An 18,368-nucleotide genomic window follows, 5' to 3' on the forward strand; every position below is an offset into this window, starting at 1 on the left:
AGTTGGACCTCTTTGAAAAGAGAGGGATGACACTTGATCCAGAAATGCGCGACAAGAACATCAACGCGATAGAAGCAATCGGCTATTACACATTGAAACAATTTGCCTATCCATTTGCTTACAGGGACGGATATAATACTCCGGACTATGATGGATTAGAATTTGATTTTGTAGTTAAAAGATATTATCAAGATAAGAATCTTCGTATCAATTTGCTGCATGCAATCGAAGATATTGAAGTTTCAATGAATAGTTTGATTTCTCACGTTTTGGGAAATAAATATGGTGCGTTTGGCTATTTAGATTTTTCAAATTGGGCTGATAATAGAATTTCAAAATACAGTCTTGAAGAACGACAATTTTACTTTAAGAAATCATTATTAAGACAAGCATATAATTCAAATATATGAGATTTAGACTATCGGGAGAACTTAAATGCCGATAATTTTCCAACAGTTTGGTTAATGACTAACCTCTTAACTTTCGAAACAACATCGACTCTGATCCGGCTCATGTCGCCGGATAACGTCAAATACTTTACCGATTATTTTGACTGTACCCGAGATGAATTGGTCTCTTGGTTAGAGTGTTTAAACTTCGTCAGAAATATTTGTTGCCACAATTCAAACTTGCTAGATATTACATTGTCTACCGATGCAATGGCACCGAAAGATTATCAAGAATTCTTGTGGTTTAAGAATATTAATGGTGATATTAGCTACACTAATAAGATAGCTTTGGTGATCGTAATTGTCGTACATATGATGTATGCCATTAATCCAAAATATCGATTTGATAATATAAAACGATCCTTCACTAGTATTACCAGAGATATAGATGGGTCGATCGAGAAATTAGGATTTAAAAATATGGATGCATTCTATGACATCTTTAGAAAATAGCCGAAAGGCTATTTTTTTTGCGATAATTTCTAAATTCAATCTCATTTTATTTAGCTATTTTTAGTTAATATCTTGCCTAATTATGAGTGTTTTTATGAATACAACTACAGGGATGCCTATATTACGGCAATTCAATATATTATATAACTTTCAAAAATTTAAATTGTGGTTATATTATGACTTACATTTTAATTTTATTTATTCATTTTTTTGTATTAATGGTGTATAATTTATCTCGATTTGGTACCGCTGTCATTAAAAGAATTCTGTTGATATTTACTGATTAGTCAAGTTTTGTGGGAGGAATGCGACTAAACAGGTTTTTAACGAATTACATTATTGGGAATGGTTGGGGTAGTACTAATGAAAGTCCCTAAGTGTGACTAAATAGGGCATTTTATATTCGAAAAGGGGATTCTTATGAAATTAAAAAAAGCTTTGATTTCGTCCTCATTTGCCATTGCCATTGCTTTGACAGGAATCACTGTTGCTTCAGGCACAGCAAATGCCGACACTACTAATAATACAAATACTACTGGCGACGCTTATGTAACTACACAAGTCGCTCCACAAAACGTTTCAACATCAACAGATGCAGCTCAAACTGCTACTGATGCAAACAGATACAACAAAAGATACAGATACAAACGCTGTAGCAACTTCTGCTACAACTGATACACAAACACAAGAACAAGCTCCACAAGCAAATGTTACTGATTCTTCAGCAACACAAGCAACAACAACAGCTGCAACTGACACAACATCAGCAACAAAATCTGATGAGAATCCAGTTGTTTCTAAGATTAAAACTACAGCTAAAAAAGCTGTAGGCGACATTGTTGGTAAGGATATCGTTGGACCAGTTTCAGGCGACGTTCTTTCAAAAGTTAAACCACTTTCAAATGTTTACGCTGGTGCGGTTGGATTTGCTGATCCTGAATCAAACTCACTAGGTAATGCTTCACACGCTATCCAAGATGCAGCTATCGACGTTGTCGGTGCTATTCCAGGTGTTGGTGGAGTTGCTTCAACAGTTATGAAATTAGTACAACCACTAGACTTAGTTGATAATGCTATCGGTGGTGTTTATGGATTAGCTACAGGTAAAAACAATTTGATCCCTGACGCAATTGGTAACAAAGTTGCTGACGCCATCAATAACAAAGATGCAGATACTAAAGAAGCAAAAGCTGCAACAGTTCCTGCAGATACAGCATTTTATTCAAACAGAAAATTAAACAATAAAGTTACAACTACTACACAAGCTCCATTATTTAACGTAATGGGCGAAACAGCTACTAGATCATTGGCTCCAAATACGGCTTGGTTCACTGATCTACAACGTGTAAATACAAAAACTGGTCAAACATTCTATCGTGTTTCTACTAACGAATATGTTCGTGCCCAAGATGTTGTTTTAAGTTAATTAAAATAAAAATGAGGTGAGACGATGAAGAAACTTTCTTCAAAGAAACTCATCACCGTTTTAACTAGTTTAATTACAACATTCGTTTTCGGGTTCGTAACTTATTCAGCTGATACGGTCAACGCTGAAACTACCGATACGACTCAAGGCGCTGTTCAAGTTGAACAAACCACGCCTGCAGTTACTTCGGATACAAGCCAGCAAGATGATGTTTCAACAACGACACCTGCTACTACCAGCGATACTGTTTCTGCAGTAAACGCTGATTCTAATGCAAATGTCCAAGCGAGTTATTCAGCCACTTCGGATCAACCAAACGATACTGAAATTGCTAACTCTCAATTAGCTACTTCAGCTGCCGAAGATGGTATGGTTTTATTGCAAAACCAAGATAATTCATTGCCAATCTCAACTGACCAAAGTGTTGCCTTATTCGGTGCCGGTGCATACGGTACTGTCAAAGGTGGTACCGGTTCTGGTGACGCCAATCCAAGACAAACTGTTAATATTTGGGACGGATTGCAAAATGCTGGTTACCAGGTCACAACAAATGATTGGCTAACAAAAACAGCTGCAGACTACGATCAAAAGAAAGCTGATTTCAGTAAAACAGCTGTATTGTTGAGTACATTCAACTATACAGATCCTGAAATTTCACAAGCTGATTTTGATGCAGCTCCTGCCGATGTTGGTATTTACGTCTTATCACGTAATGCCGGTGAAGGTAAGGATCGTACAAATACAAAGGGCGACTATCAAATCACTGATGCTGAATTTAATAACATCAAGAATATCGCTAATAATTATAGTAATAGTGTTTTACTCCTCAATGTCGGTGGACCTATCGATATGTCATTCTTATATGAAGTTCCAAACTTGAAGAGTGTTCTCTTAGTTTCACAAGGTGGTCAAAATACAGGAACCGCTGTTGCCGACCTTATCAGTGGAAAAACTACTCCTTCTGGTAAATTGACAGATACATGGGCACTAAATTATTCTGATTATCCTTCTTCAGCAACATTTGCTGAAAACGATGGAAATTCTATGACTGAAAACTATAATGAAGGAATTTATGTTGGATATCGTTACTTTGATTCGTTCAATATAATCCCTCAATATGAATTTGGTTATGGACTTTCATATACAAACTTTTCAATCAATCCTGACAAGACTTATGTTGACGGCAATAACTTGGTTTCACAAGTTACTGTAACTAACACTGGTGATACATATTCCGGACGTGAAGTCGTTGAAGAATATTATTCAGCACCTGCTGGTACTGTCGACAAAGCTTTCCAAAATTTGGCAGCCTATGCTAAAACTGATGTCTTAGCACCTGGACAAAGCCAAACTTTGACATTGTCATTCCCTATTTACAACATGGCTAGTTACGATACAAGTACAGCCAGCTACATTATGGATGCCGGCGACTACATTATTAGGATCGGAAATAGTTCACGTAATACACATGTCGCAGCTGTTTTGAATTTACCTGAAAAGGTAACAACGGAACAACTTGCCAATGAAATGATGCCAGATGCAGATCCAACTACTTTACATGGTAGCTCGACAATGTATACTCCTGCTGATCAAGCAGCTGAAATGGCATCTGCAACACAAATCACTTTAGATCCATCAACATTAAGTTACGCATTAGGCGACAATACTTCACAATATGACACCAACCGTGTAACTACATATGTTGAACAGGGTAGCAATCAACTACTACCAAACAACGGATTGAAACAAGATATTCAATATGTCGATCCAGCTGAAGGGTCATCATTATTTGATGTTTATACTGGAAAGATCACAATGGATCAATACGTTGCTAGTTTATCTACAAAACAACTTACAAAGATCGTTAATGGTAACTTGGATCTCAATGCCGAAGGATTCGAAGCTTTGAAGAATCAAATAGGTATTGGCCAAGGTGGAAGCTCAAACGTTGTTGTTGGTGGAGCATCAACAACAGTACCTGGTGCAGCTGGACAAACAACTTCAGCATTACTAGATCGTGGAGTTCCCGTATCAGTTAATTCAGATGGTCCTGCAGGTTTACGTTTGACACCGATCGCAACTAAGAACGGACAAACAATTTATCAATATGCTACAGCATGGCCAATTGGAACCTTGATGGCTCAAACATGGGATCCAGCAATGGTTTATCAAGTCGGAAATGCTGTTGGTAAAGAAATGGCTGAATTCGGAATCGATACTTGGTTAGCTCCAGGTATGAATATTCATCGTAATCCATTAAATGGACGTAACTTTGAATACTATTCTGAAGATCCATTAGTTGCAGGTATTACAGCTGCAGCCGAAACACGAGGAGTACAATCAAATCCTGGTGTCGGTACAACTATCAAACACTTTGTAGCTAATAATGAGGAAACAAACCGTTTCGTTACAAACTCAGTTATTGGTGAACAAGCTTTACGTGAAATCTATCTAAAAGGTTTCGAAATTGCTGTCAAAGATGCTCAACCAGAGTATGTCATGTCATCTTATAACCGTGTAAACGGTGAATACAACTCAGGAAACTACGATCTATTAACAAATATTCTTCGTGGCGAATGGGGCTTCAAAGGTGGAGTTATGACTGACTGGTTCAGTTTCAAGAGTTTCACAGATCCAGCAGCATTGATGCACGCTGGTAATGATTTGATCATGCCAGGTGGAACACAAATTCCATTGCAAGTCGATGCTTCAGTTTTGCCTATAGGTGGCAATAAGTTGATGCTTGGCGACCTTCAAAAATCAGCCAAGAGAGTTCTAACTTCAATAATGAACACAAATTCATTTGCGAAAACTTATAATGTACCTGTAAATTCATTTACACCACAAGATGTTTCGACGACAATGGGTGCAAATGGACAAAATTGGTAGGAGAGGTGAGATTTTATGGATGATATAAAAAATATTTTTCATCAAGTTGGCGAATATGTACAAAATTTGCCAGAGATCTTAGACGCACTATTCAATTAATAGAAATCCCCCTAAAGATTAACTTTAGAGGGATTTTTATTTCAATAAAACGGTATAATATGATTGATTTTATTTATGGAGGACATGGCTATGTCATATAAAGTAGATTTCAAAGATGTTTCGACAGTCGGATTGGAAAGTTCACCAGTTGCTGATGCATTGGCAGGTTTGAGAGCCAATGAGGCCAGATATTACTGGAATAAATTTAAGCATGAATTTGTAACTTATACCTTGGATGAGGATAAAGAGACACTTCCTTGGATCGAGAAAATTCTTGCTGAACGTGATATGAAGTTTCCATATAAGCCTTTGGAAGTAACTCAATTTGAAGAAGACGGAACTAAGTTTGCTCACGTTTTTTACGAAAACGGTCTTGAGGTCAATGTGATGTATGCGCTTGAAGATGGTGGCAAACGTGCTGTTGGGTTTAAGTTATCTGATGGGATGGAAGTTCCTCAGGAATTCGAGGGTAAGTTTAAGTTTGCACACCAGAAGTCGAAGTTAGCCGGTACTATCCGCGGTTCGTTTTTTGTTATTAAAGGTGAGTATTAAAACTGCTTTTTTTGTGGGATGCTGCCGATTCCGGAAGAAAATAAATTTTTTGGCTGGAACGCCATCGAGCCATTTGGAGCCTTTCCGAGTTCTGGAAAGTCTTCAAACTGGCTCTTTGTCTAAGACTCGTTCCGAGTCTAAGACAAATTTGATGGCTGAGCCAAAATTTATTTTCTTCCTGCATCTGGTGTTCGGTGTAATTTTATTACTCAAATTTCATTGTGTTTTCGTTGGTGGCAATTATGTTTTATCCAGCGATATTAATGTGTAGTGAAAATGTCAAAATCTCTGAATCAGTTTGCCACTGATTCGGAGATTTTTTGTTTTGCCATTTTAAAATATCACATTCAGAACCAATTCATTGGATCTAATATTTTCACAAAATTTTCAGATAATTCTTTTTTAAAAGTGTTTTTCAATTTTTTATCTTTATTTGAAAATATCGTTTTAGAAAGTGCGACTATGAATGATATGACTATATATGTTATTAACGCTGTTAGTAAAATCATTAAAATAGTTTTCAATATAATTTTCCTCGCAATTCATCTCTTGAAATTGAATGATCATGGTACCTCTAAAGGTATCACACAAATCTAAACAAAAATAATTGAAGTTTTTATATTCCAAACATAAGTTGTAGTATTGATTCTTATATAAATTTCTAAAACAAGGAAAAAACAGTCAAAAAACTGAACAACAATGATTTCATTTCTCACTACCTAACCAGTAAAGAAGTGAATCCACCCACTCACTCAACCCCAACTTAAATTTTTATGAGAACTTATCTAGATGTAGGAATCAAATCGATTTCGGCTCAGATCTGGGCGTTCCCTTCCTTGGTCGTTCGTTGGCGTAGCCAACACTTGAGATGGTTGCGCATGCGCCAAAGGCGACATACGTTCCTTAAAATAATCGATTTGATTCCGGAATCGGCAGTATAAAACCACTTTTCATAAAAAAGCCACTCTATTTACTGAATATTTATTAAAAAACATTGTCACATAAATGTAACAATACTGTATAATAATCAGTATGGTAACGCTTGCAAAAGGGCGTTATACATCTATAGGTTTAGGGGTGATAGGATGAATAGAAAACAGAAGCGGATTTTATTGCTGCTGATCAGTGCTATCTCGGTATTTTTCATAAGTTTCTTTACATACCTTGGCAATGCATCTGCTGCAACGACTTCTGATTCTGACGTTTCAGAGACAAGCTCACAAACGTCATCTAATGGGGCAAACGATGGTGCGGTGACTAACGCGTCAGCTACTACTGATGTGAATGCTAACACCACTGCTAACTCTGATGAATCGGCTACTACTAGTCCAGATCCTAATGAAACTGAAATTGCTAATTCTCAATTATCAACTTCTGCCGCCGAGGACGGTATGGTATTGTTGCAAAACAAGAATGGAACTTTACCTATTTCTACGGATGACTCAGTAGCTTTGTTTGGTGGAGGCGCCTATGGAACTGTTAAAGGGGGCACTGGTTCCGGTAATGTGAACCCTCGTAAAACTGTCAATATTTGGGACGGTTTAAAGGATGCTGGTTATCAAATCAAGACGGATGATTATTTAACAGGTATTGCAAAAGATTATGATACTCAAAATGCTGCTTTTGCTAAATCTCATCCTATGATGGGTACTTTTAACTACGCTGATCCACAAATTTCTCAAGCAACTTTTGACAGTGCTCCAGCTGATGTTGGTATTTATGTTTTGTCACGTAACGCTGGTGAAGGTGCTGATCGTACTGACACTAAAGGTGATTACGAGATTACTAATGCAGAATTAAACAACATCAAGAATGTGGCACAAAAGTACAACAAGAGTATTTTGCTACTAAACGTTGGTGGCCAAGTTGATACTAAGTTTATCGATCAGATTCCTGATCTTGATAGTGTTCTCTTGGTTTCACAAGGTGGTCAAAATACTGGTGTTGCCGTCGCTGATTTATTAAGCGGCAAAGTGACTCCTTCTGGTAAATTGGTTGATACTTGGGCAAATAATTATTCTGATTACCCAGCTTCAGCTACTTTCGGTGCCAATGATGGCAATACTGAAAAAGAAAATTATACCGAAGGTATCTATGTTGGTTATCGTTATTTTGATACTTATAACGTGACACCACATTATGAGTTTGGTTACGGTCTTTCATATACTGATTTTAAAGTCGCAACTAACTCAGTTTCAGTCAACGGAACGAATCTTGTTACAAAAGTAACTGTAACTAATGTTGGAAATAAATACTCTGGACGTGAAGTTGTTCAAGAATATTATTCAGCACCAAAGGGTACAGTCGACAAGGCTTTCCAAAATCTTGCAGCATATGCTAAAACAGATGTCTTAGCACCAGGACAAAGTGAGACTTTGACTATGTCATTCCCAATCTACAATATGGCAAGTTACGATACTGCAACTTCTAGCTATATCATGGATGCTGGAAACTACATTGTAAGAGTCGGTGATAGTTCACGTAATACTGATGTTGCTACAGTTTTGAACCTTCCAAATAAAGTAACCACTGAAAAACTTTCTTCAGAAATGGCACCTGCTGTTGATCCAACAGTCTTGCATGGTAGCGATAATACTTATGTTCCTGCAAATCAAGTTGCTGAATTGGCATCGGCACCTGTCATCAATCTAGATAGTTCATCATTAAACATGGTTCGTGGAAACAATGCATCGACTATCGACGAAAACGCCGTAACGACCATTGTTAACAAGAACTCAACACCAAAATTACCTACAACTGATTTAGATCAAACAATCGTTTCGATCAATGCAGCTAATGGATCAAGTTTGAAAGATGTTTACAGTGGCAAGATCACAATGGATCAATTCATTGCCAGTCTATCCACAAAACAACTTTCACAAATCGTTAGTGGAAACTTAGTCATGACGGCTAAACAACTTGCTTCAACATATAATATGATGAAGAACGGTATGGATAGCGTGTCAAGTGTCGACAGTTCTGATCCTGATACAGCTTCTGCATTATCAATTATTGGTAGTGCTTCAACTCAAGTTCCAGGTGCTGCTGGTCAAACTACTGGAGAACTCAAAAACAGAGGAATTCCTGTTTCAGTTAATTCAGATGGTCCTGCTGGACTACGTTTAACACCAGAATCTAAAGTCAATGGTCAAACAAGATATCAATACGCTACAGCTTGGCCTATCGGAACTTTGTTAGCACAAGCATGGGACCCTCAAATGATGTATAAAGTTGGGGATGCTGTAGGTAAAGAAATGAAAGAATTCGGAGTAGATACTTGGTTAGCTCCTGGTATGAATATTCATAGAGACCCATTAAACGGCCGTAACTTTGAATACTACTCAGAAGATCCACTCGTTGCTGGAGTTAGTGCTACAGCTATTACAAAGGGTGTTCAAACAAATCCTGGCGTAGGCACAACTGTAAAACACTTCTTCGCAAATAGCCAAGAGTCCAGTCGTCAGACGATGGATGCTGAAATTGGTGAACAAGCAATGAGAGAAATTTATCTTAAAGGCTTTGAAACAGTCATGAAAGATGCTCAACCTGAATATGTAATGTCATCATACAACCAAGTAAATGGACAATATAATGCCGCTAATTTCGACTTATTAACAAATATTCTACGTGGCGAATGGGGTTACAAAGGTACAGTTATGACAGACTGGTATAACTTGAAGAGTTTGTCAGACCCAGCATCAATGATGCGTGCCGGAAATGATTTGATCATGCCCGGTGGTACACAACAAGCCTTACAAATTGCTGCAACTAATGCAGCTGATGGAAACAAATTAGCATTAGGTGATCTACAAAAATCTGCAGAAAGTGTCTTGAACACTATTATGAAAACTTACACATTTGCACAAGCAAATAACCTAACAGCTAAATCAATTACTCCTTATGATGTCGATAGTATTATGACAGCCAATGGAGCTAGTTGGTAGAAGAGAATCATATAGTAAAATTTGTGTGAAAGCACAGGTATAATCCTCCCCGGATACAAATAAGCCCCGACCATTTGGTCAGGGCTTTTATTTATTCTTTTTCTTAGGTTTATCTTTTTGATCCTGTTTAACTTCAAAATTAATAATTTTATCAGAGGAACTTTTACCAACGATTTTTGCTAGTGCTTTGGATATTTGGCTCAGTTGTTTGACCATATAGTCATCTTCTAATCCCAATTGTAATGCCCCCCAGCAATAAAGTTAAAATCACTTGGATTATACCACATGTTATTGATTAATTAAGGTGCTAATGTTAACGTTAAATCAGAATCTAGCATTTGAAAATATAGAGGATTTGAATTCTGAATTATATCTTTACAGTTATTAATTTTTAAGAACCACCAACGATGATTTGGTTTGGAAAATTTAAAAACGAATAGGTGATAAAAATGGAATTCAAGAAAAGTGCAGTACAGATACCTAATATTATATTGATATTATTGGTGATAATTGGAATCTTTTTGAAACAAGCTAGTTATATTGCAGGTGGTATCGGGGGACTTTTTGTCTATAATTCCGTAGCACTAGCTATTATTTGCCTTAGTTTGTCATATAGACATGAACAAACAAAAGGGCAAAACAAAGTTAATCTGATAATTATGGTGGTATTGCTGATTTTAGTAGTTCTGCTTGCCATGTACTTCATGACTCACAATTAATTAAATACAAATAAGCCCCGACCATTTGGTCAGGGCTTTTATTTATATATGAAAAGCCTTCGGACCGCGAATCCAAAGGCTTTTCAGTGTTTTTAAAATTTAATTGTTATATGATGCTGCCATATGGTAAATAGGAAGTGGTACTTATTGGAAGTAACGACTGATTCCAATCTTGGGAATCAGTACTGTCAACCTCAGTTCAGTTCAAATCGATATATTTCGAAATGATCTGTGCCATTTGAGGTGCAGAAACTTGGTTACAGTGAATGGCATCTTCACCGCTCAAGTATAGATATGTCAATGATGCAGTGTGTCCTGGGAAGATATGACTTCCGTCCATGGCACTTTCACGTGCTACGACTGTATCAGTTGAAGTATCGTCTCCGTTACGTCCGATTACGTTGTAAACTTTCATGCTTGGATTTAGACGACCGGCACCAGCAGCTTGGCTGATGAGAAGTGGATCAGCGGGGTCACCATTATTTGCTCTCATGTTGTAAGGAGTTCCTACGGTAATGAATGTGCCGCAGGCTGTAGAAGGATATGCTTCCATATATCTTGTTACAATATTTCCGCCGTTTGATTGTGCGACGAAATCGTCATGAGTAAAGGGATCCTTAGCTTGATAACTTTGAATAGCTGATTGTAATCCAGCAGCATTGGCATATACTGCATCGTCGTTCCAAAGGATATTATCAAATGCTACAGTTACAAAAGGTCTTTCGCCAGGGTTGCCGGCTCTAACGTCAGTTCTTGTAACGGCACCATTTGGTGCAACATTAAGTTTTACTACGGGATGAACATTGCTAGGGTCAAGTTGTTGATACATTGAATCCCAGCTGTTCTGGTCTGAATAAGAACCTGGTACAAAGAAAATTGGATCACTAGTTGTGGCAGCTTTTGAAGTTTGAACGTTACTAAATTGAGTTACGCAAATCAATGAAACTAATGAAACGAATGCTATTAAAAACGCTGTTATTTTCTTTTTCATAATTAACTCTCCGCGTTGCGAGAGCTTCATCACGGTTATAAAGTATCATGATTCTTTTTGTGGGTAAATTATAAGCCCCTGATATCCCGGTTCTACTTTTGTTATAATATTTTTCCGGAAATGAAAAAGCCTTCAGACGTTGTGTCCGAAGGCTTTTGAGGTTTCAAATTTAGTTATTCATCAATTGATCAAGCAATTCTTTAGCTGATTCTTGGAGGCTATCTTTAGATTTATCATAGCCAAGATGAGTATAAATTTCACCAACATAGATATTATCTTGATAAAGTTTATTAAATACTTTATCGATAATTGGACGTGTTCTTTCTTCTTCTTGAACTGGTCCAAATGGGTTAGCAAAGAATGTTGTACTCATACCAACTTCATCAGTTGTACCAAGAGCTTTTCTCTTACCAGCGATAAATGTTGCTTTAGCAGCATCTTCATCTGGGAATTGGTGCAAACCTATCTCTGAATCGTAGTTATTTGCGTAGACCCACATGTCGATTGTATGATGTTGAACCACACGTTTGTATGTGTTGGCAGGCAAGATAACACGGGCATTCTTCAACTCAGGGTTCAAGTAGATACCACGATCCATGTTATTGAAGGCAACTGAACTACTCAAGTCGTCCAAACGAACGAAGGCACCAGTTTCTGTACCTTGTGCGTATAGATTGCCATCTTTGTCGAATGCAAAACTACCCATATCATCAAAAATAGTTTCAATGTTGATAATTTTGTCATCGGCAATTTCTTGAAGCGCTTCGATTGATTCAGATTTTCCGGCACCAGAATCTCCAAAGAAGACAACTGTCTTAGTCTTACCATTTGAGAAACTGATTTTAACCATTGAACCATGGATTGGAAGTCTGTTTTCGTAAATCATGTGAAGGTTATGCAAAGTTAAGCACATCTTCTTCATATAACCAAAGTATGTAGTCTTGTCGTTATATGGAACTTCACCGACCCAGATATCATTAGCTTCATCATGGTAGTAGTGACATACGTCGCCTTCAGTTTCAGGTAGTCCGAATAGCAAGATTTCGTCAGGTTTCTTACCCCTAACTTCTTCTTCACTAGCAACTTCGAACAAGTTACCTAAAGCAATACCACTGACAAAATAGTCTCGGTGGAAGTAGATATATGATAGACTTTCACCAATTTTGGCAGGGAAGCAATACCATTCGTTTGATTTACCGTTGAATTTCTTAATAGGGTTGTCGGGAACGGCGTCGAACAATCCTTCACGTTTGTTACTCTTTGTATGCATCATCATTGGTGGACGTAACATCAAAGTGTCCAAGAATCTGATACTTTTTAGATTTTCGTAACCTGCTGGAGTTGGCCAATCGATAGATTGAGTGATAGCACAAGCATTAGTACCAGCATTGATTTGACGATAGGTATGGTTTGAGAAACCTTGAACCTTTTCTTCAACTGCACGGTAGAGATCGATAACCAATTCGTTGAAATTATTATCGATATCCATGAATCCGCCTTTAATAACGGCGTTATTATGTTTATTGATTACTGAAACACGGAAGTATTGACGGTAGTATGAATAAAGATCTTCAATACTTTGAAGGATCAAGTCTTTATCATATTTTTCATATACTGCGGTATTATCGGTTAAGATAGCCTTCAATACATTTACATATTGTTCTGGATCTTCTTGAACAATATCGTCTTTAGAATTACTTTGTTGTTCTGCTAAATATAGTTTTACTAGATTTAGTAGACCTTTACTGTTTACAAGTTGAAAAATATTTTGAATATAACCTTCGCTATAATTGAGTACAGATACTCTGCTATCAGGGTTGATATAAAAGGAATCTGAATCAATAGCCTTTAATGGTTTCAACATTAAAATTCTCCTTTCAAGTTACGCATATTTCTATTCTAAAACAAAACAGTGAAAACATACAGCAATATATTAAATTTTCATTAGAAAAATTACAAGTTTCTAATTTTGGTAAAGGATTTTGTTGAAAAATGGAATTTTTTTGCTGAAAAATATATTAATATGATTATTGTAATCAAAAGTATTAATTGCTCAGTAGTTCAGCTGGTAGAACGCTTGACTGTTAATCATGAGGTCGTTGGTTCGAACCCAACCTGGGCAGTAGATAAAGTGTGAAAAGGGGCGGTAGTTCTTGAGCTTTTCTCAAGGATTGCGGCTCTTTTTACACGTTTAGGATGTGAAAAAAGAGAAAACACTACAAAATGTGTTTTCTCTTTTTGATTTCTATTTCAATAATTTATTATAAGTAGTAACACGTTTTTCACCATCATCACATTCAAGAATAGTCAAACTTGAGTTACGTGGGCTAACTGTAATGTCGAAGTTACCAGCATTATATCTGTCGGTGATCGAGCGAATCGTTGTTCCGTGTGATACCAAAAGTATTCTGTCGCCGTCTTTGGCAATATCATCTAATTTATCGAAGCCTTTATCCAAACGAGTCCAGTATTCTTCAGCGTTTTCGGCATCATGGAATGGGTCAGCTTCTTTGACGAAATCTTTACTGGCATCCATTCCGTATTTTGTGATCACTTCTGAATAAGAAGTGCAGCCGTGCATTGCACCAACTGTGAACCATGTTTGGCGTGAACTGTTTCCTTCGAAATAGCCATAGAATTCTTCACGGAATTCAGGCAATTTTACTGGAGTAATTTTATCATGATCTTTATTTGCATCAACGATTATTTTACATGTATCGATTGCACGACGAGCGTCTGAAGAGAATGCAGCGCTGAAGTCTACATCTTTAAGTGCTTCGGCTGCTTGTTTAGCAACTTCAACTCCATCTGGAGCAAGTGGCGTATCTGACCAGCCTTGCATTTTATCGTAACGATTGAACCATGTTTTACCGTGTCTAACCAAATAAACTTGATATTTTGCCATTTTATCCTCCATTATTTAAGAAATTACTTTTAAACTAACAATAATAGTATATCAGATGGGAAATTTTTCTGGTAAGAATGGAGCCTTAATAACAACAATAGATTTATTAATGAGATAATATATTAAGTGCGTTTAATAGGTGATTAAAAAGGAGATAGTTACTATGAAAATTGCTGTTATTGGTGCTAATGGAAAAGAAGGCTCGATGATTGTCAAAGAAGCTCAAAGTCGAAACATCGATGTAACTTCAATCGTTAGGGATGCAAAGAAGTCTCCAACTGATAAATATATCGTTAGTGATATTTTTGGATTGAAAAAGGAAGACATAAAATCATTCGATGCAGTTGTAAATGCAACAGGATTCTTCGGTGATGATGTAGTTAAATTTGTGCCATCAATTGAACATTTAGTCGAAATCTTTTCCGGTGAAAATACAAGACTGCTTGTAGTTGGCGGTGCTGGCTCACTTTATCTTGATGATTCACACACTCAAAAGCTTTATCAATCTGATGGATTTCCAGATTCTGTAAAACCATTGAGTGAAGAGATGGGCAAATCCTTAGACGTATTAAAGAAAAGTAATATAAACTGGACATATGTAAGTCCCGCAGCTGATTTTGATTTCAAAGCTGAAAAAACTGGTAAGTACGTTGTTGCCGGCGAGGAACTAACTTTTGATAAAAATAAAAATAGTAAAATTAGTTACGCTGATTACGCAATCGCTATGGTCGATGAGATCGAGGAACCTAAGCATGAAAATGAACGAATCAGCGTCAGATGGTAGGGGTGCAAATGAGTAATATTTTAATTACATATACAAGTATGACTGGTCATAATGAAAAAATCGCCAAACATTTAGAGGAGTATCTCAAGGGAAAAGGTGCAGATGTAACACTTGAACAGTTAGTAGATAGCGATGCCTTCGATTTACCTGACTATGACGCCGTTATAGTAGGAAGTTATACGTATCACGAAGGTGAATTACCTGACGAGGCACAAGATTTTTATGAAGATTTAGAAGATGTTGATCTAGACCGTACAAAATTCGCCGTTTTCGGATCGAGTTCTAAAGGACACATCCACTACGGTCGTGCCGTTGATTACTTTACAATGCAATTGAATAGTAGCAATGGTGATCAAGCCGCCGATTCTGTTAAAATCAATGGAGAAGTAGAACCAGATGATTTGAAACGTATCGAGACAATGGCTGATTATGTTTTGAAAAGTTTGGAATAATTTTTATTAGTAATTAAATAATGGGAGCTTGTAAAAGCTTCTTTTTTTTCGAGTTAAAGTCAGATACCATAGTCGTATGCATTAAATTTTTTAAGGGGGGAGAAAAATTTGATCAATTTTTGGCGTTTGTTTCATTGATTGTATTCATTTACTTTCTAGTGAAATACATCAAGAACCGAAAAACTCGTATTGGTCGAGAGGCTAAGAAACCAATGTGGATCAGTTTGGTCGTATTTATCGTCCTTGGAGCATTTGCAGGGGCAGGAAATAGTCCAGACGAACCAACAAAACAGGTATCTTCGGATGAACCTGATACAGCTAAACCGGTTGTTATAAAAAATGTTGGTAAGGGAGAATATGATTCTGCCAAGAAGAAAAATAAAGAATTACTAGCTAAGAAAAAAGAACTTTCGGATAAAGCTGATTCGTTAGATTCTCAGATGAACGATATCGAACAGGCTGAAGCGGCAGAGGCAAAATCCAACGAACCTGCTGCATCTGAAGAACCCGCTCCAGCACCTGACCCAACTCCGGCACCAGCTCCAGCGCCAAATACAAATACTAATCAAGGTAATCGTGATTTAGATACTTCTGGTTCTCAACAAATTGTTGGTAATGTTAAGTCACGTATTTATCATGTTCCTGGTCAGCGGGGATACAATATGAACTCAAGAAATGCTGTTTATTTTCAAAATGAACAAGAAGCCCAAGCAGCAGGCTATAGGAGGGCTAAAGTTTGAGAAATAAACTGTTAAAAAATATATCAATAGTTGTAATGCTGTTTACGATGTTCACAGCAGGATCATTGAATTCCAATGAGATACAAGCAGATGCCACTCAAACAAAAGTCTCCGCAAGTTTCAATTTTAAAAAAGAGGCTAAGAAACTTCGTGGCAGCAATAAGCAATTAAAGAAAGATATCAAGGCTCTTGAAGATAAGATAGCTAAGAAAGAGCAACAGATCACCGATCACAAGAGTAAAATGGATGGCAGCACTAATTCTTCATCGAAGAGTGAACTTGCCAAACTAAATTATTCTGGCAAACAAGAAGTCATTGTCGATAACAATAAGCCTGGATTCAGCGATTCTGACATGAGTACTGCCAATGGTCCTTGGCAAAAATATGGTAATTTGGACAGTATGAATCGTGTTACAGGTGCGAATGCAATGTTGAACCAATCCTTGATGCCAACTGCCAAGCGTGAAAGATTGTTTGTTAATCCAACTGGATGGCACAACAAGAAGGTCAAGGGTGGCTGGCTATATAACCGAAGCCATTTGATTGGATATCAATTTACTGGTCAAAATAATAATCCTAAGAATTTGATGACAGGTACAGCGTCATTGAATAGTCCAGAAATGTTACATCATGAAATGGACGTGGCATATTATTTGAAAGGTAACCGAAACCGATACGTGCGTTACCGAGTGACTCCAATTTTCAGAGGCAATGAGTTGTTGGCTCGTGGAGTTCAGATGGAAGCACAGTCAGTTGGAAATGATGCAATCCACTTTAATGTATATATCTTTAACGTTCAAAGTGGCGTAACTCTTAATTACAATGACGGAACTAGTCAAGTTTCTAATCAATAAAAATAGACATCATCTTCATTAATAGAAGATTGATGTCTATTTGTTTTTAATCGTTAAAATTACCAGATTCAACATTGGTAATAAATTTCTTCAAGTGATCAAAGTAAACTGGTGCGTTATCGATCATATGATGGTGTCCACCGTTTGGAGTTGTTTCCAAACGTGCGTGTGGAATTTCCTTTTGCATGATTTTTGCTGTAGAGATTGGCATTGTTTCGTGTTCACCAAAGGTGATCAAAGTTGGAACAGTGATTTCTTTTAGATGTTCTCTAAAATGCCATTGGTTAAGTTTTCCGGTAATAACGAACTCATTGTCACCTTGGAAAGCATTATAAACTGGAGTTGCCATTGTATCGATCAAGTGAGAAATGGCTGTTGGTTGTTTGCGGTCGATGTATTCCTTGTTCAAGACATCAACGTAACTTTGATATGTTGCGTCATCAAGGTCATTTTCGTCTTCTTTTTTCTCCATATATTTAACTTTGTCAGGGCCAAGAGCGTCAAGACGACATTGGTTGATACTCTTTACATAGTCGTCGATTTCGTCGACCATACTTGAGATGATAGCACCTTTAAGATGTTGACCATATTTTGCGGCGTACATTTGAACTAGAGCGCCACCCCATGATTGTCCAATCAAATAGAAATTGTCTAAACCTAATTTTTGTCTAACTTCTTCAACTTCGTCTAAGAAGTAGTCATATGTTAAATATTTGTCAGCAATTTCAGGGTCGCTGTAATCTGGTTGGTCAGAATACCATGATCCAAGTTGATCATACATAGAAACTTGAACACCAAGGTCTGCCAATTTTTCACCAAAGTTTTCCCAGTATTCGTGATTACCACCAGGTCCACCGTGAAGACATAGAAGTTGAATGTCTCCTTCGCCTTGTGTATTAGTCCATAAATGGTAGCCATTATCTAGTGTAATGATTGTTGTACCTTGCTTCATTTGCAGTAGCCTCCTGAATTTATAAATATGTACAGTATATTACTATGTTTGCCCGAGTCAAAATAATTAACTATAATTATATTATTTGATAATTAATTTATCGCAATCAAATATTCGATAAGTATATTATATGAATATATGATAAAATTGATTTATCTA

At 37.0% G+C, this 18,368-nt stretch carries 15 protein-coding genes, 1 tRNA gene and 1 pseudogene; 12 read left to right on the forward strand and 5 right to left on the reverse strand.

The window, feature by feature from the left end; translation table 11 throughout:
- Positions 1-44 precede the first annotated feature (44 nt).
- From EKM63_RS11450 to EKM63_RS06035, 6 genes and pseudogenes are all read left to right on the forward strand, one after another.
- Positions 45-902: pseudogene (locus EKM63_RS11450) on the forward strand (Abi family protein).
- A gap of 420 nt (positions 903-1,322) precedes the next feature.
- Entirely contained in the window at positions 1,323-1,577 is a 255-nt protein-coding gene (locus tag EKM63_RS06015; protein ID WP_125704736.1) for a hypothetical protein, read from the forward strand.
- On the forward strand, positions 1,516-2,328 hold the full coding sequence (locus tag EKM63_RS06020) for a hypothetical protein (RefSeq protein ID WP_125704737.1): 813 nt from the start codon (positions 1,516-1,518) through the stop codon (positions 2,326-2,328). The genes EKM63_RS06015 and EKM63_RS06020 overlap by 62 nt, the downstream gene beginning before the upstream one ends.
- A gap of 24 nt (positions 2,329-2,352) precedes the next feature.
- Positions 2,353-5,217 carry a glycoside hydrolase family 3 protein gene (locus EKM63_RS06025; protein ID WP_125704739.1) on the forward strand — a complete coding sequence of 955 codons (2,865 nt, stop codon included), beginning with the start codon at positions 2,353-2,355 and terminating at the stop codon, positions 5,215-5,217.
- Between the two features lie 189 nt (positions 5,218-5,406).
- Entirely contained in the window at positions 5,407-5,868 is a 462-nt protein-coding gene (locus EKM63_RS06030; protein WP_125704741.1) for a phage tail protein, read from the forward strand.
- Between the two features lie 1,085 nt (positions 5,869-6,953).
- On the forward strand, positions 6,954-9,812 hold the full coding sequence (locus EKM63_RS06035; RefSeq protein WP_125704743.1) for a glycoside hydrolase family 3 protein: 2,859 nt from the start codon (positions 6,954-6,956) through the stop codon (positions 9,810-9,812).
- Between the two features lie 87 nt (positions 9,813-9,899).
- On the opposite strand, the gene EKM63_RS11295 is transcribed toward EKM63_RS06035, so the two are convergent.
- On the reverse strand, positions 9,900-10,049 hold the full coding sequence (locus tag EKM63_RS11295; protein ID WP_153494206.1) for a hypothetical protein: 150 nt from the start codon (positions 10,047-10,049) through the stop codon (positions 9,900-9,902).
- A 212-nt stretch (positions 10,050-10,261) separates the two neighbouring features.
- Between EKM63_RS11295 and EKM63_RS06040 the strand changes: the two genes are divergently transcribed.
- Entirely contained in the window at positions 10,262-10,531 is a 270-nt protein-coding gene (locus tag EKM63_RS06040; protein WP_125704745.1) for a LasU family protein, read from the forward strand.
- 199 nt (positions 10,532-10,730) lie between these two features.
- On the opposite strand, the gene EKM63_RS06045 is transcribed toward EKM63_RS06040, so the two are convergent.
- A complete protein-coding gene (locus tag EKM63_RS06045; RefSeq protein ID WP_164504916.1) occupies positions 10,731-11,522 on the reverse strand; it encodes an alpha/beta hydrolase in 792 nt (263 codons plus the stop codon).
- A gap of 169 nt (positions 11,523-11,691) precedes the next feature.
- Positions 11,692-13,386, reverse strand: coding sequence for a phosphoenolpyruvate carboxykinase (ATP) (locus tag EKM63_RS06050; protein WP_125704749.1), 1,695 nt, complete (start codon positions 13,384-13,386; stop codon positions 11,692-11,694).
- A gap of 186 nt (positions 13,387-13,572) precedes the next feature.
- On the opposite strand from EKM63_RS06050, the gene EKM63_RS06055 reads away from it, so the two are divergent.
- Positions 13,573-13,645: transfer RNA gene (locus EKM63_RS06055), tRNA-Asn, on the forward strand.
- A 122-nt stretch (positions 13,646-13,767) separates the two neighbouring features.
- Here the strand turns inward: EKM63_RS06055 and EKM63_RS06060 are convergent.
- Entirely contained in the window at positions 13,768-14,427 is a 660-nt protein-coding gene (locus tag EKM63_RS06060; protein WP_125704751.1) for a histidine phosphatase family protein, read from the reverse strand.
- Between the two features lie 163 nt (positions 14,428-14,590).
- Here EKM63_RS06060 and EKM63_RS06065 point away from each other — a divergent pair, with 163 nt between their 5' ends.
- The 4 genes from EKM63_RS06065 (at position 14,591) to EKM63_RS06080 (ending at position 17,257) form a co-directional block, all read left to right on the forward strand.
- Positions 14,591-15,211: an NAD(P)-dependent oxidoreductase gene (locus EKM63_RS06065; RefSeq protein ID WP_125704753.1), complete on the forward strand. Its 621-nt coding sequence runs from the start codon at positions 14,591-14,593 to the stop codon at positions 15,209-15,211.
- An 8-nt stretch (positions 15,212-15,219) separates the two neighbouring features.
- Positions 15,220-15,663, forward strand: a complete 444-nt coding sequence (locus EKM63_RS06070; protein ID WP_125704755.1) for a flavodoxin domain-containing protein — start codon at positions 15,220-15,222, stop codon at positions 15,661-15,663.
- A 134-nt stretch (positions 15,664-15,797) separates the two neighbouring features.
- Entirely contained in the window at positions 15,798-16,403 is a 606-nt protein-coding gene (locus EKM63_RS11390) for a sunset domain-containing protein (protein WP_191988655.1), read from the forward strand.
- Positions 16,400-17,257, forward strand: coding sequence for a DNA/RNA non-specific endonuclease (locus tag EKM63_RS06080; RefSeq protein WP_225418265.1), 858 nt, complete (start codon positions 16,400-16,402; stop codon positions 17,255-17,257). The genes EKM63_RS11390 and EKM63_RS06080 overlap by 4 nt, the downstream gene beginning before the upstream one ends.
- A gap of 46 nt (positions 17,258-17,303) precedes the next feature.
- Here the strand turns inward: EKM63_RS06080 and EKM63_RS06085 are convergent, their stop codons facing one another.
- The gene (locus EKM63_RS06085) at positions 17,304-18,209 is read right to left on the reverse strand and encodes a proline-specific peptidase family protein (RefSeq protein WP_125704757.1); all 906 of its coding nucleotides are present in this window, start codon (positions 18,207-18,209) and stop codon (positions 17,304-17,306) included.
- Between the last annotated feature and the right edge of the window lie 159 nt (positions 18,210-18,368).

It is taken from the genome of Companilactobacillus mishanensis (assembly GCF_003946505.1).
Taxonomy (GTDB): domain Bacteria; phylum Bacillota; class Bacilli; order Lactobacillales; family Lactobacillaceae; genus Companilactobacillus; species Companilactobacillus mishanensis.